The sequence below is a fragment of the Erwinia sp. AC075 genome (assembly GCF_979253995.1).
Genome location: NZ_CEEDEU010000001.1, coordinates 2,561,982 through 2,576,638 on the forward strand (window position 1 = coordinate 2,561,982; position 14,657 = coordinate 2,576,638).

The 14,657-nt window shown below is 55.8% G+C and carries 16 protein-coding genes; 8 read left to right on the forward strand and 8 right to left on the reverse strand.

The window, feature by feature from the left end:
* The first annotated feature begins 9 nt into the window (after window positions 1-9).
* Together cyoE and AC0IXH_RS12235 are read left to right on the forward strand one after the other, a co-directional pair.
* Window positions 10-897, forward strand: coding sequence for a heme o synthase (cyoE, locus tag AC0IXH_RS12230; protein WP_013201030.1), 888 nt, complete (start codon window positions 10-12; stop codon window positions 895-897).
* Window positions 898-1,024: 127 nt separating this feature from the next.
* Window positions 1,025-2,392 (forward strand): MFS transporter, encoded by a 1,368-nt coding sequence (locus AC0IXH_RS12235; protein WP_346565697.1) that lies wholly within the window; start codon window positions 1,025-1,027, stop codon window positions 2,390-2,392.
* A gap of 55 nt (window positions 2,393-2,447) precedes the next feature.
* On the opposite strand, the gene AC0IXH_RS12240 is transcribed toward AC0IXH_RS12235, so the two are convergent.
* The gene (locus AC0IXH_RS12240) at window positions 2,448-2,939 is read right to left on the reverse strand and encodes a YajQ family cyclic di-GMP-binding protein (protein ID WP_013201028.1); all 492 of its coding nucleotides are present in this window, start codon (window positions 2,937-2,939) and stop codon (window positions 2,448-2,450) included.
* A 162-nt stretch (window positions 2,940-3,101) separates the two neighbouring features.
* Between AC0IXH_RS12240 and panE the strand changes: the two genes are divergently transcribed.
* Together panE and yajL are read left to right on the forward strand one after the other, a co-directional pair.
* A complete protein-coding gene (gene panE / locus AC0IXH_RS12245; protein ID WP_471720494.1) occupies window positions 3,102-4,022 on the forward strand; it encodes a 2-dehydropantoate 2-reductase in 921 nt (306 codons plus the stop codon).
* The gene (gene yajL, locus AC0IXH_RS12250; protein ID WP_053141824.1) at window positions 3,976-4,581 is read left to right on the forward strand and encodes a protein deglycase YajL; all 606 of its coding nucleotides are present in this window, start codon (window positions 3,976-3,978) and stop codon (window positions 4,579-4,581) included. The genes panE and yajL overlap by 47 nt, the downstream gene beginning before the upstream one ends.
* Window positions 4,582-4,676: 95 nt before the next feature.
* Here yajL and thiI read toward each other — a convergent pair whose 3' ends face one another.
* Window positions 4,677-6,125, reverse strand: coding sequence for a tRNA uracil 4-sulfurtransferase ThiI (thiI, locus tag AC0IXH_RS12255; protein ID WP_013201025.1), 1,449 nt, complete (start codon window positions 6,123-6,125; stop codon window positions 4,677-4,679).
* A gap of 230 nt (window positions 6,126-6,355) precedes the next feature.
* Between thiI and xseB the strand changes: the two genes are divergently transcribed.
* From xseB to AC0IXH_RS12275, 4 genes are all read left to right on the forward strand, one after another.
* Window positions 6,356-6,598 carry an exodeoxyribonuclease VII small subunit gene (xseB, locus tag AC0IXH_RS12260; protein ID WP_013201024.1) on the forward strand — a complete coding sequence of 81 codons (243 nt, stop codon included), beginning with the start codon at window positions 6,356-6,358 and terminating at the stop codon, window positions 6,596-6,598.
* Entirely contained in the window at window positions 6,598-7,497 is a 900-nt protein-coding gene (gene ispA / locus AC0IXH_RS12265; protein ID WP_471720495.1) for a (2E,6E)-farnesyl diphosphate synthase, read from the forward strand. The genes xseB and ispA overlap by 1 nt, the downstream gene beginning before the upstream one ends.
* Before the next feature lie 19 nt (window positions 7,498-7,516).
* Window positions 7,517-9,382: a 1-deoxy-D-xylulose-5-phosphate synthase gene (gene dxs, locus AC0IXH_RS12270; RefSeq protein ID WP_013201022.1), complete on the forward strand. Its 1,866-nt coding sequence runs from the start codon at window positions 7,517-7,519 to the stop codon at window positions 9,380-9,382.
* A gap of 97 nt (window positions 9,383-9,479) precedes the next feature.
* On the forward strand, window positions 9,480-10,454 hold the full coding sequence (locus AC0IXH_RS12275) for an aldo/keto reductase (RefSeq protein ID WP_471720496.1): 975 nt from the start codon (window positions 9,480-9,482) through the stop codon (window positions 10,452-10,454).
* Between the two features lie 58 nt (window positions 10,455-10,512).
* Here the strand turns inward: AC0IXH_RS12275 and pgpA are convergent, their stop codons facing one another.
* The 6 genes from pgpA to nrdR form a co-directional block, all read right to left on the reverse strand.
* Complete coding sequence (gene pgpA / locus AC0IXH_RS12280; RefSeq protein ID WP_471720497.1) at window positions 10,513-11,019, reverse strand: phosphatidylglycerophosphatase A; 507 nt, start codon at window positions 11,017-11,019, stop codon at window positions 10,513-10,515.
* Entirely contained in the window at window positions 10,997-11,974 is a 978-nt protein-coding gene (gene thiL / locus AC0IXH_RS12285) for a thiamine-phosphate kinase (RefSeq protein WP_013201020.1), read from the reverse strand. Before thiL ends, pgpA begins: the two co-directional genes overlap by 23 nt.
* Before the next feature lie 56 nt (window positions 11,975-12,030).
* The gene (gene nusB, locus AC0IXH_RS12290; RefSeq protein WP_013201019.1) at window positions 12,031-12,450 is read right to left on the reverse strand and encodes a transcription antitermination factor NusB; all 420 of its coding nucleotides are present in this window, start codon (window positions 12,448-12,450) and stop codon (window positions 12,031-12,033) included.
* A gap of 16 nt (window positions 12,451-12,466) precedes the next feature.
* Complete coding sequence (gene ribH, locus AC0IXH_RS12295; protein WP_013201018.1) at window positions 12,467-12,937, reverse strand: 6,7-dimethyl-8-ribityllumazine synthase; 471 nt, start codon at window positions 12,935-12,937, stop codon at window positions 12,467-12,469.
* Between the two features lie 84 nt (window positions 12,938-13,021).
* Window positions 13,022-14,128, reverse strand: coding sequence for a bifunctional diaminohydroxyphosphoribosylaminopyrimidine deaminase/5-amino-6-(5-phosphoribosylamino)uracil reductase RibD (gene ribD, locus AC0IXH_RS12300; protein ID WP_151038113.1), 1,107 nt, complete (start codon window positions 14,126-14,128; stop codon window positions 13,022-13,024).
* 3 nt (window positions 14,129-14,131) lie between these two features.
* Window positions 14,132-14,581: a transcriptional regulator NrdR gene (gene nrdR, locus AC0IXH_RS12305; protein ID WP_151038114.1), complete on the reverse strand. Its 450-nt coding sequence runs from the start codon at window positions 14,579-14,581 to the stop codon at window positions 14,132-14,134.
* Window positions 14,582-14,657 lie beyond the last annotated feature (76 nt).

The window sequence follows — 14,657 nt, forward strand, 5'->3', positions numbered from 1 at the left end:
TTACCCGTGATGATTAAGCAATACCTGCAAGTAACGAAACCAGGAATTATTTTCGGAAATTTAATTTCTGTGATTGGGGGGTTCCTGCTGGCCTCGAAAGGCAGCATCGACTATCCCCTGTTTCTCTCCACCTTAGTCGGCGTTTCGCTGGTGGTCGCATCAGGTTGTGTTTATAACAACTTTATCGACCGTGACATCGACGTAAAAATGGAGAGGACCAGAAATCGAGTGCTGGTTAAAGGCCTCATTTCTCCGACAGTCTCTCTGGTTTATGCAACCGTTCTGGGTATTGCTGGATTCGCGTTGTTGTATTTCGGAGCAAACCCGCTGGCCATGTGGCTGGCGGTGATGGGCTTTGTGGTTTATGTCGGCGTTTACAGCCTGTACATGAAGCGCAATTCTGTGTACGGCACGTTGATTGGTAGTCTTTCTGGCGCTGCGCCGCCGGTAATTGGCTACTGTGCCGTCACCAGCCATTTCGATGCGGGTGCCTTGATCCTGCTGGCTATCTTTAGCCTGTGGCAGATGCCGCATTCTTATGCGATTGCGATCTTCCGCTTTAAAGATTACCAGGCAGCGAATATCCCGGTTCTGCCGGTGGTAAAAGGCATCTCCGTGGCAAAAAACCATATTACGATGTACATCATCGCCTTTATGGTTGCCACCCTGATGCTAACGCTGGGCGGTTATGCCGGCTACAAATATCTGGTGGTTGCTGCGGCAGTCAGCGTGTGGTGGTTGGGGATGGCGCTTTCAGGTTACAAAACGCAGAACGATCGCGTTTGGGCCCGTAAGCTGTTTGTCTTCTCTATCGTCGCCATTACCGCACTGAGCGTTATGATGTCGGTCGATTTCATGGCTCCGGCCTCGAAAGACCTGCTGACGATGGTCAGGTAACACAGACCTCATCATAAAGGGCGCGATTATCGCGCCCTTTCTTTTTGTTACCACTTCGCGACAAGTATTATTTTACCCACCCTCCCCCGCCGCCTAAAATACGTCGACCAGATAAACTGAGGTAGTAATGAACGATAATAAAATGACTCCAGTCGAGTTGCGTGCGACATGGGGTTTGGGGACGGTATTTTCCCTGCGTATGTTGGGAATGTTTATGGTATTGCCCGTCCTGACCACTTACGGCATGGCATTGCAGGGAGCAAGTGAAGCACTGATTGGACTCGCCATTGGCATCTACGGTTTAGCGCAAGCCGTTTTCCAAATCCCCTTCGGATTATTGTCGGACCGTATTGGCCGCAAACCGTTAATCGTCGGTGGACTCCTGATTTTCGTTCTCGGCAGCGTCATTGCCGCGAGCACCACTTCCATCTGGGGCGTGATCCTGGGCCGTGCGTTGCAGGGTTCCGGCGCGATTGCCGCCGCGGTGATGGCGTTGCTTTCCGATTTAACCCGTGAACAGAACCGTACCAAAGCGATGGCCTTTATTGGTATCAGCTTCGGCGTGACCTTTGCCATTGCGATGGTGCTGGGTCCGATCATTACCCATGCCCTTGGCCTGCATGCGCTGTTCTGGATGATTGCCTGTCTGGCGACCTTAGGCATTGCGATCACCCTGTGGGTGGTGCCGTCGACGCCGAACCATATTCTGAACCGCGAATCGGGCATGGTGAAAGGCACCTTCAAAGCCGTGCTGACCAATCCGCGCCTGGTGAAGCTGAACTTTGGCATCCTGTGCCTGCATATTCTGCTGATGTCGAGCTTCGTCGCCCTACCGGGTGAGTTTGAGCGCGCAGGTTTCCCTGCGGAGCAGCACTGGAAAGTCTATCTGGTCACCATGCTGGTCGCCTTCTGCGGCGTGATCCCGTTTATCATTTACGCGGAAGTGAAGCGTCGCATGAAGCGGGTATTTGTCAGCTGTGTTGCTCTGATGCTGATTGCAGAGATCGTGCTGTGGGGTGCGGGAAGTAATTTCTGGACGCTGGTGGTCGGTGTGCAGCTGTTCTTTATTGGCTTTAACCTGATGGAAGCCATTTTACCGTCGCTGATCAGTAAAGAGTCACCTCCGGGTTATAAAGGCACCGCAATGGGCCTCTATTCCACCAGCCAGTTTTTAGGCGTGGCCATTGGTGGCAGCATGGGCGGTTGGGTATTCGGTCATTTTGATGCGCAATCGGTGTTCGTGGTCGGCAGCCTGGTGGCGGCGATCTGGCTACTGGTGAGCTGTACAATGAAGGAACCGCCGTATGTCAGCAGCTTACGCATCATGTTGGATGACAGTACCTTAGACAAGAGCGTGCTGGAGCAGCGTCTTAAAGCGCAACCGGGCGTGGCCGCGGTGTTTATCGTGCCGGAAGAGAAAAGTGCTTACGTGAAGATCGACAGCAAGGTGACCAACCGCGCAGAGATCGAAAAGCTGGTCGCCGAAGCGGCCTGATCGATGCAGATAACCAGCCAGCGCGGCCCTGAAAAGCCCCGCTGTCTGGGATCGCTTAGTCGCGGAAGTTTTTAAACTGGAAAGGCTGTCCCAAATCACCACCACGCACCAGCGCCATTGCGCCCTGCAGGTCATCACGAGATTTCCCCGTCACGCGTAATTCTTCACCCTGAATCTGCGTCTGCACTTTGATTTTGCTGTCTTTGATCAGCTTAACCAGCTTTTTCGCCACATCCGCAGGAATGCCTTTTTTCATTTTGGCTTCCACGCTCCAGGTTTTACCGCTGTGCTCAATCTCTTCCGGGATCTCCAGCGCCGCGCCTTCAATGCCACGCTTCAGCAGCCTTTCGCGCAGAATATCAATCAGCTGTTTAACCTGAAAGTCAGACTCGCTTAACACCTTGATAGACTCGTTTTTCTCAATCAGCTCATAGCTGGCGGTCACGTTACGAAAATCGAAACGGCTTGAGATTTCGCGGTTGGCATTTTCCACCGCATTTCGGACTTCCTGCATGTCAATTTCTGAAACGATATCGAAAGATGGCATGATGTATTCTCCTGATCCTAAAGTGACATGCATAATACCGACTTAGCGCCGTTAAAAAAACCATCGGCGTTGAAAGCTATAATAAGGATAACAAACCTGCGCGGCGCCATGATGGGCTGACAGCAAGGTGGTACTAACGCAACCCGCACGCGGGGAGGACGTATGAAGATTACCGTACTGGGATGCGGTGCATTAGGGCAAATCTGGTTAGCTGCCCTCGACGCTCAGGGACATGATGTACAGGGCTGGCTGCGGGTGCCGCAGCCCTACTGCTCCGTCAACGTCATCGATCTGAATGGCACGACGATCAATAAGACATGCATAGCCAACGATCCAAAGTTCCTCGCGGAAAGCGACCTGCTGCTCGTCACCCTCAAAGCCTGGCAGGTTTCCGAGGCGGTGAAGAATTTGCAGTTTATCCTGCGCGATGACTGCCCGATCCTGCTGCTGCATAACGGCATGGGGACGCTGGATGAACTGAAAGCCCTGCATCAGCCGCTACTGCGAGGTATCACCACGCATGCGGCGAAACGCGACGGTACGGTGATCGTCCACGTTGCGGCCGGTATCACCCACATCGGCCCAACTTCTGCCGATGCAGCGGCACTCAGCGATCTGGCAGAGGTGTTGCAGCAGGCGCTGCCGGATGTCGCCTGGCACAATAATGTGGCCTCCGCCGCATGGCAGAAACTCGCCGTTAACTGCGTGATTAACCCGCTAACCGTGCAGTACGACTGCACCAATGGCGAACTGCTTCATCATCTGGATGAAGTCTCGGCGCTGTGCAATGAAGTGGCGATGGTGATGGAGCGCGAAGGCCAGCATACCTCGCGTGAAGGGCTGCTCGACTATGTGCTGGACGTGATCAACTCCACCACCGCCAATACCTCTTCCATGCTGCAGGACATCCGCGCCGAGCGCCGCACAGAAATAGATTACATTACCGGCTACGTCATCCGACGAGCGCGGGCACAAGGCCTGGCAACGCCTGAAAATAGCCGACTTTATGAATTGATTAAGCGAAAGGAACAAGATTATGAGCGAGAACGCATCGGTACTGGTTTGCCTGGCACCTGGCAGTGAAGAAACGGAAGCGGTCACCACTATCGACCTGCTGGTGCGCGCCGGGCTGAACGTGACCACTGCCAGCGTGACGGATGACGGCAGCAGAGAAATCCGCTGCTCGCGCGGCGTCAGGCTGATTGCCGATGCGCCGCTGGTGGAGGTGGCAGATAATGATTTTGCCGCCATCGTGCTGCCCGGCGGCCTGAAAGGCGCTGAAGCCTTCCGCGACAGCCCGCTACTGGTTGAAACGGTGCGCCAGTTCCATCTCTCAGGCCGTATTGTTGCCGCGATTTGTGCCGCTGCCGGCACGGTGCTGATCCCCCATAACCTGTTCCCGGTCGGCAATATGACCGGTTTTCCGGGTCTTAAAGAGACCATTCCTGATGAGAAGTGGATGGATAAACGGGTGGTGTGGGATCCGCGCGTCAATCTCCTGACCAGCCAGGCACCGGGCACCTCTATCGACTTCGCGCTGAAGTTAATCGACCTGATTTTAGGCCGGGATAAAGCCCATGAAGTGGCGAAACAGCTGGTGGTCGCTGCCGGAATTTATGATTACCGCGAGTGGATTGAATAGGATCGACGCAAAGAAACAGCGTGAGGTGCCGGCAGGCGGGGAAAGTGCCTGCTGGCAAGGGTGGAGCTGACGGGATAAGTCAGCTCCACTGCCCACTACGGACGATAGACCTTCACATTTTTGAAGCCCTGCTCGTGCAGGTAAAGGGCCTGCAGACGGCTCATTACGCCGCGATCGCAGTAAAGCAGCCAGGTTTTGCTTTGGTCCAGATTGCCGAACTGGGTACTGAGCTTATAAAACGGCAGGCCTTTCACTTCCACCCCTTCCAGCTCCAGCGGACGATCGTCCTGCTCATCGGCAGAACGGATATCCAGCACCATATCTTCCGGGCCGAATGACACCACCGTTTCGACTTCAACCACTTCCTGCTCGGTATCTTCCGCAATACGACGGATATCGACGTTGGTGGCTTCTGCGACCATCCGATCGAGAATAGCAAAATCGAAGTTCTGCTCTTCCGCTTCGATCTTCGCCTTGACCGCTTTGACGGTTGGGCTTTTGGAAATCACACCGCAGTATTCCGGCATGGTACGGGCAAAATCTTCCGTACCGATATGACGCGCCAGATTAATGATGTGCTCTTTATCATGGGAAATCAGCGGGCGCAGGATCAGCGTGTCGCTGGCGTTATCAATTAAGCGCAGGTTGGTCAGCGTCTGGCTGGACACCTGGCCAAGCGCTTCACCGGTTACCAGCGCCTGCACGTCATAACGCTCGGCGATTTGAGATGCGGCACGCACCATCATGCGCTTCAGCACTACGCCCATCTGACCGTCTTCCACTTTCTCGAGGATCTCACCGACCACCGGCTCGAAGTTGATCGCCACAAAACGCACCTTGTGCGAGCGACCAAAACGGTTCCACAGATAATGCGCCACCTGACGAACGCCGATTTCGTGCGCTGCGCCGCCAAGGTTGAAGAAGCAGTAATGCACGCGGCAACCGCGACGCATCAGCATATAGCTGGATACGCCGGAGTCGAAGCCGCCGGAAATCAGCGACAGGACATCTTCCTGAGTGCCGATCGGGAAGCCACCGATGCCTTCATGACGGCCGGTCACTAACAGCATACGATCGTCTTCAATTTCCAGATTCACCGTCACCTGCGGGTGATTCAGTTTCACCTGGGCGCTGGCCACGTGCTGATTGAGCCCGCCGCCAACGTAACGCTCCACATCCTGCGAGCTGAAATCATGCTTGCCCCGGCGCTTCACGCGGACAGCAAAGGTTTTCCCTTCAATACGATCGCGGTTCAGCTCCAGCGTCTGCTCAAAGATGTCGTGCATATCGGTATAAGCACGATCTTCCACGTCGAGGATATGGTGAATGCCGGGGATGCGCTGCAGCCCTTCAACCAGTACGGAACGCTTGCTATCGTCCTTTGAACGCACTTCGATATGGTCCCAGTGACGGACCACGGCCAGCGTTTCATCGCTGTCCTTCAGCACGTTACGGATATTCGTCGTCAGGATTTTAATAAAACGCAGGCGAACGGTCTGACTTTTGATGGTGATTTCGGGGAATAACTTAATGATAAACTTCATGGCGGCATGGGTTCGTTAAGCAATTAAGTGCTGAAATGGGACGCACTTAGCTGGTAAAATGAGGGTATTGCAAAGCAGCTTGTAGCCCTTTACATTCAATACTCGAGTGTATCACACCTGTCCGCTCACTGCTTCTTCATCCGTTAGCAGCATCATTATTTTGCTAATCATTTCGAGTCGGCTACCATGGGCGGCTTCACGCTAAAAAAACGACTGAGCAGAACGCCATTATGCCTAAAAAAGCCGAACAGCCAGCCAGCTTCGAAACCTCTCTGCAGCAGCTGGAGCAGATTGTATCCCGTCTTGAAAGCGGTGACCTGCCGCTGGAAGAAGCGCTGAATGAATTTGAACGCGGCGTGCAGCTCGCACGTGCGGGCCAGCAAAAACTGCAGGCCGCTGAACAGCGCGTGCAGATCCTGTTGAGCGACGATAAAGACGCTGACCTGCAGCCCTTCACGCCGGAAAATGAGTAATGGATTTTAACGATTTACTGACCGCGCACCACACGCGTGTGAATCAGGCTTTACAGCGTTTTATCGCGCCACTGCCGTTTCAGAATTCCCCGCTGGTTAATGCCATGGAATATGGGGCATTATTGGGGGGTAAACGCTTACGTCCTTTTCTGGTGTACGCCACCGGAGAAATGCTCGGCGCGGACGATGCCGCGCTGGATGCGCCCGCGGCAGCCGTTGAATGCATTCATGCCTATTCATTGATCCACGACGATCTGCCGGCGATGGATGATGACAGCTTGCGCCGTGGCCAACCGACCTGCCACATTAAGTATGGCGAGGATACGGCGATCCTGGCCGGCGATGCTCTGCAAACGCTGGCCTTTTCAATTCTGGCCGATACACCGATGCCAGGCGTGAGCGCAGAATACCGCGTGGCGATGCTTTCAGAACTGGCTCAGGCCAGTGGCGTGGCAGGGATGTGCGGCGGACAGGCGCTGGATCTGGCTGCCGAAGGCCAGCAGGTTGATCTGGCCGCACTGGAGCAAATTCACCGCCATAAAACCGGGGCGTTAATTCGCTCCGCCGTTCGTCTGGGCGCTTTAGCCGCCGGAGAACGTGGGCGCGCTGCCCTGCCCGCACTCGATCGTTATGCCAATGCGATTGGTCTGGCGTTCCAGGTGCAGGACGACATTTTAGATGTGGTGGGTGATACCGCCATTATCGGCAAACGGCAGGGAGCCGATCAGCATTTAGGCAAAAGTACCTACCCGGCCCTGATGGGACTCGACGGCGCACGGGCCAAAGCGTGGGACCTCTATCAGGAGTCACTCAGCGCATTAGAAACACTTGCCGCGCACTCTTTTACTACAACGTCATTACAAGCGCTGGCAAGTTACATAATTGAACGCAATAAATAACTTCCACAATGAGTCTCTGATGAGTTTTGATACTGCAAAATATCCGACGCTGGCGTTGGCCAGCACGGTACAAGAATTACGATCGCTCCCCAAAGAGAGCCTGCCAAGACTTTGTGATGAGCTACGTCAGTATTTACTCGACAGCGTAAGCCGCTCCAGCGGCCACTTTGCCTCTGGTCTTGGCGTGGTGGAACTGACCGTCGCGCTGCATTACGTTTACAACACGCCTTTTGATCATCTGGTGTGGGATGTCGGCCATCAGGCCTACCCGCATAAAATCCTCACCGGACGACGCGATCGTATTGGCACCATTCGCCAGAAAAATGGGCTGCACCCGTTCCCGTGGCGCGATGAAAGCGAGTTTGATGTGCTGAACGTTGGGCACTCCTCGACGTCGATCAGCGCCGGGTTGGGTATGGCTGTCGCGGCAGAGAAAGAAGGCAAAAACCGCCGCACGGCATGCGTGATTGGCGATGGTGCGCTGACGGCGGGGATGGCGTTTGAAGCCATGAACCATGCGGGCGACATCAAAACCGATATGCTGGTGGTGCTGAATGACAACGAAATGTCGATTTCAGAAAACGTCGGCGCGCTGAACAATCGTCTGGCGCAAATCCTGTCCGGCAAAACCTATTCACGCCTGCGTGAGGGGGGCAAAAAAGTGCTGGGCAGCCTGCCGCCAATCAAAGAGTTGGTGAAGCGTACGGAAGAGCACCTGAAAGGGATGGTCGTGCCGGGCACCCTGTTTGAAGAGCTGGGCTTTAACTACATCGGCCCGGTCGACGGTCACGACGTGCTGGCACTGGTGCAAACGCTGAAGAATATGCGCGAGCTGAAAGGCCCACAGTTCCTGCATATCATGACTAAAAAGGGCAAAGGCTACGCCCCGGCAGAAAAAGATCCGATCTCCTGGCATGCGGTGCCTAAGTTCGATCCTGCCAGCGGCCTGCTGCCAAAAGCGGCTGAAGGGCTGCCAAGCTACTCGAAAGTCTTCGGGCAGTGGCTGAGCGAAACCGCCGCCGATGACAGCAAGTTGATGGCGGTCACGCCAGCCATGCGTGAAGGGTCTGGCATGGTCAGCTTCTCACGCGATTATCCTGGCCAGTATTTCGATGTGGCCATCGCTGAGCAGCACGCGGTGACCTTTGCTGCCGGTCTGGCGATCGGGGGGTATAAGCCGGTGGTGGCGATTTACTCCACCTTCCTGCAACGCGCCTACGATCAGCTGATCCATGACGTGGCGATCCAGAAGCTGCCGGTGCTGTTCGCCATCGACCGTGGCGGTATTGTCGGTGCTGACGGACAGACCCATCAGGGCGCATTTGATATCTCGTTCCTGCGCTGCATCCCGAATATGGTGATCATGACGCCAAGCGATGAAAACGAATGCCGTCAGATGCTGTACACCGGCTACCACTATTCGCAGGGGCCAAGCGCGGTACGTTATCCACGCGGCACCGGAACCGGCGCAGAACTGAAGCCGCTTGCCTCGCTGCAACTGGGTAAAGGCCTGGTCAAACGCGAAGGCGAGAAGCTGGCGATCCTCAACTTCGGCACCCTGTTGCCAGAAGCGGCAGCGGTTGCTGAAAAGCTGAATGCCACGCTGGTCGATATGCGATTTGTGAAACCACTGGATGACGCGCTGATTATTGAGCTGGCTGCCAGCCATGAAGCGCTGATTACGCTGGAGGAAGGCGCGATCAAAGGTGGCGCAGGCAGTGGTGTAATTGAACTGCTGATGGCCAGGCGCCTGCTGGTCCCGGTTCTGACCGTCGGGCTGCCTGATGAGTTTATCCCGCAGGGCACCCAGGATGAGATCCGTCATGACTATCTGCTTGATGCAGAAGGCATTGAGCAGCAAATCACCGACTGGCTCGCGCAGTAATTCCGCACAATGCTCCCCGTCCGGGGAGCTTTTCTCCTGCTATGCTTATTCAGTTCTTTACCGGCTTAACGCCGCCAACCGACTGGCAGGAGCTCGCATGAAAACCACCACACTGGGCACAACCGATCTGACGGTTTCCCGCCTTTGCCTGGGCTGTATGACCTTCGGTCAACCCGATCGAGGCCGCCACGCCTGGACACTTCCTGAAGAGAGCAGTCGCCCGCTGATCAGGCAAGCGCTGGAATCAGGCATCAACTTCTTCGATACCGCTAACAGCTATTCCGATGGCAGTAGTGAAGAGATTGTTGGCCGCGCGCTGAAAGATTTTGCCCGCCGCGACGAGGTCGTGGTCGCCACCAAAGTCTACTTCCCGATGAGCAACCTTTCGGGCGGACTTTCCCGCGCGAATATCATGCAATCCATTGACGACAGCCTTGGCCGGCTTGGGATGGATCACGTCGACCTGCTGCAAATCCACCGCTGGGATTACAACACCCCGCTGGAGGAGACGCTGGAAGCGCTGCACGACGTGGTGAAATCGGGCAAGGCTCGCTACATCGGCGCATCCTCGATGTTCGCCTGGCAGTTCGCTAAAGCACTGTACACCGCAGATTTACATGGCTGGACACGCTTTGTCAGCATGCAGGACCAGTACAACCTGATCCAGCGTGAGGAAGAGCGGGAAATGCATCCGCTGTGTCAGGCCGAGAATATTGCCGTGCTGCCGTGGAGTCCGCTGGCGCGAGGCCGTTTGACGCGTCCATGGGGCGAAACCACCGCGCGTTCCGTCTCTGATGAGTTCGGCAGCACGCTGTATGACAAAACCGAAGAGAACGACGGCGCGATTGCCGCCCGGGTGGCCGAGATTGCGGAAGATAAGGGCATCAGCCGCGCGCAGGTCGCGCTGGCGTGGATGCTGGCTAAGCCGGCGGTCACTGCCCCGATCATCGGCGCATCAAGAACCGAACAGCTCGCCGACCTGGTACAGGCGGTTGACGTTGAGTTGACGCTGGAAGAGATTATCCAGCTTGAAAGTGCCTACCAGCCGCATAACGTGGTCGGCTTCGAGTAAAGAAAAAGGGCGACGGTTACGTCGCCCTTTCTTATCCTGCCGCTTCAGAACACGCGGTTCAGAACGTAAAATGCAGCCCGGTATAATAGAGAATGCCCGCGGAGAGAATGCCGGCGATGATATCGTCGACCATAATCCCCATGCCACCGTGCACGTTGCGATCGAACCACCGGATCGGCCACGGCTTCCACATATCCAGAATACGGAAGATCACAAACCCCGCCAGCACCCACTGCCAGCTGTTGACCGGGATCGCCATCAGCGTAATCCACATGCCAATAAACTCATCCCAGACAATGCTGCCGTGATCGTGAACGCCCATATCTTTCGCCGTACGGTGGCAAAGATAGACCCCGATACAGATACCGAACATCACCACCAGCGAGTAAATATCCTGCGGCAAAAAGGTCATCAGATACCAGAACGGGATCGAAGCCAGCGAGCCCATGGTGCCCGGGACATAGGGGCTGAGTCCGCTGCCAAAACCGGTGGCCAGCAGATGCCAGGGGTTGCTCATTTTCAGGCGGCTTTTCGCCACATCCTTATTCGCGGCCAAAATGGTCAAATCCTTTCAGGTCTTTTTCGACGGGCTTGCCGTCCTGTAACAGCACCAAGCCTTCGGATTGTGGGGCGATCTGACCCACACAGGTAAACGGCACGCCATAATGCCCCAGCGCCACGTCTAACGCGCCACGGTTAATCTCCGGCACGGTGAAGCACAGTTCGTAATCTTCGCCACCGCTTAACGCCCAGCGGATCGCCTGCTCTGGCTCGAAGTGCAGTTTCATCACTTCAGAAAGCGGCAAGGCTTCCAGATTCAGTCTGGCGCCGCAGTCGCTGGCTTTCAGGATATGACCCAGATCGGAAATCAGCCCATCGGACAGATCGATCGCCGAACTGGCCAGGTCGCGCAGCGCCTGTCCTTGCAAAATACGCGGCATCGGACGCAGATGGCGTTTGATCAGCATTTCATGCGCCACCGGATCGTTAATCTTCACGAGGTGTTGCAGCAGCGCTAAGCCTGCGGCACTGTCGCCCAGCGTGCCGGTGACGTAGATCCAGTCGCCGGGACGGGCACCTGAACGTTTCAGCGCCCTGCCCTGCGGCACCAGGCCATGAATGCCCAGCGTCAGGCTCAGCGGCCCACGCGTGGTGTCACCGCCAATCAGCTGCATATCGTAGTAGTCGAGCAGCTCAAACAGGCTGTCGCTGAAGTCCTTCAGCCAGGCTTCGTTGACGGATGGCAGGGTTAAGGCCAGCGTCAGCCAGGCCGGATCGGCGCCCATTGCAGCCAGATCGCTGAGGTTAACCGCCAGCGCTTTGTAGCCCAGATCGGCAGGATGGATATCACGCAGGAAGTGAACGCCTTCTACCAGCGTATCGGTGCTGATAGCGAGGGTCTGTTTTTCAGACAGCGTCAGTAATGCGCAGTCGTCGCCGATGCCCTTTTCCACATCGCGACGGGAGCTTGTCACACGATCGAAATAACGCGCGATAAGTTCGAATTCGCCACATGCCATACTATGCGTTCCGAGTTTGAAAAATGAAGAAGGCCGGTCAGACCGGCCTTGGAGGATTACTTCTTGTTGGGGCGGATGTAGGGAGCGGCTTTATCCAGCACGCCATTGACAAACTTATGGCTGTCTTCGGCGCCGAACACTTTCGCCAGCTCAATGCCCTCATTGATGGCCACCTTGTAGGGAACATCGGCACGCTTGCTCAGCTCAAACAGCGAGATACGCAGGATGGCTTTTTCTACCTGGCCCAGCTCTTCGAGCTGACGCGACAGGTACGGCTTCATCAGGCCATCCAGGTATGCGCTGTTGGTTGCAACGCCTACCAGCAACTCGCGGAAGTAGCTGATATCAACGTCTTTGACGTCTTGCTCCGCCAGAAACTGATATTCGACATCAGAGATGTCGTTTTTAGACAACTGCCAGGAGTAAAGCGCCTGGACAGCACATTCACGGGCGCGGCGACGAGCAGCAGGTTTCACGAAATTCCCCTTAAAATCAGGCTTTGATGGCTTTCAATACGTTAATCATTTCTAGTGCGGTCAGGGCAGCTTCTGCGCCTTTATTACCCGCTTTGGTTCCGGCACGTTCAATGGCCTGTTCGATGTTTTCAGTCGTCAGGACACCAAATGCGACCGGAATATCGCTGTTCATCGCGACGCTGGCCAGGCCAGAACTGGCTTCACCAGCGACATATTCGAAGTGGGCAGTCCCGCCACGAATAACGGTTCCGAGGGCGACAACAGCGTCGTACTTACCGGCTTTAGCCAGCGCACGTGCGGTCATTGGCATTTCATAGGCGCCTGGCACCCACACCACGGTGATGTTTTCATCTTTCACCTGGCCGATGCGCTTTAACGCATCAAGGGCACCGCTCAGCAGGCTGTCGTTGATAAAGTTGTTGAAACGCGCAATGACGATGGCAACGCGCGCGTCAGGAGTAGCAACAGCAGCTTCAATAACGTTCATAATCTTCCTTTCAGGGTTCAGTTATGGCCCCGCAGGGGGGCGGATTCTATCATACTCTTCACCGCTCTGCTCCGCTTTTAAAAGCTAAGAGTCAGGCGTCAGCGTCAGGCGAATGTCGGGCCCAACCTGGCGACTATCGCTGAAGGTGAAGGCGGGAGCGTCAGCAAGATGTGCTATGCCCGGTAAATGGCACAGACCGCGTGCATTATCTCCCAGTAATTTCGGTGCCATATAGACAATCAACTCGTCCACGACGCCCGCGGTAAGCAGTGCGCCGGCCAGTTTTGCGCCGGCTTCCACCCAGACCGTATTGATCTGTCGGCGACCCAGCAGCATCATCAGCGACACTAAATCGGTATGGTCATTATGGCGCGGAACGAGGAACTGCTCCACGTTCTCCGGCCAGTTCAGGTTATCTGCCTGCTGGCGTGCCAGCCAGGTCTCACCGGGCTGGGAAATCAATCGGTGCTCAGGCGTCACCTGATTTTGACTGTCAATCACCACCCGTACCGGCTGGCGCAGATCTGCTTCGGCATACGCGGCCTGGGTATCCGCGGCAAAATCCTGCCAGCGCACGGTTAACGACGGATTATCGGCCAAAACGGTGGCGCTGGTGCTGAGGATAGCCGAACTCTGGGCGCGCAGGCGCTGAACGTCGCGGCGGGCTTCTGCTGAGGTGATCCACTGGCTTTCGCCATTGGCCATCGCCGTGCGGCCATCGAGAGAGGCGCCGAGCTTCAACTGCACCCATGGGAAACCGGTTCGCATGCGCTTCAGGAACCCGCGATTAAGCGCTTCTGCTTCCTGCATCATCAGCCCATGGCTGACCTCAATGCCCGCCTGCTGCAGGCGATATAGCCCGCGACCGGCTACTTCCGGATTGGGATCCTGCATCGCTGCAATAACCCGGCTGACGCCCGCGGCAATCAGCGCATCACAGCAAGGTGGCGTCCGGCCGTGGTGGCTACAGGGTTCAAGGGTGACATACGCCGTTGCCCCTTTCGCCTTATCGCCAGCCATCCGCAGCGCGTGGACTTCAGCATGTGGTTCACCGGCGCGAAAATGGTAGCCTTCGCCGACCATCACACCATCGCGGACAATCACGCAGCCGACATTCGGATTGGGCGTGGTGGTGAACCGGCCACGGCGGGCGAGCTCAAGGGCGCGCGCCATCCAGATTTCATCGCTCATGGTTTAATCCTGTAAACGGGCAATCTCTTCGCCAAACTCGCGAATATCTTCGAAGCTGCGGTAGACGGAGGCAAAGCGGATATAGGCCACCTTATCCAGTTTTTTCAGCTCATCCATCACCAGGTTGCCGATCATTTTGCTCGGCACTTCACGCTCGCCGGTGGAACGCAGCTGGCTTTTGATATGACTGATGGCATTTTCCACATCGTCAGAGCTGACCGGACGCTTCTCCAGCGCCTTCATCAGGCCGCTGGCCAGCTTGTCTTCATTGAAGGGTTCGCGGATATCATTGCTTTTGACGACCCGAGGCATCACCAGTTCGGCCACCTCAAAGGTGGTAAAACGTTCATGGCACACCAGACACTGGCGACGACGGCGCACCGAAGTGCCTTCCCCAACCAAACGGGAGTCGATCACTTTGGTATCCACAGCAGAACAGAACGGGCAATGCATGATAATTCCTGATAATCCTGGAAATTGGCCCACAGTGTAGCGCGAAGTGGCTACTAACAAAATAACGTCATCGCCC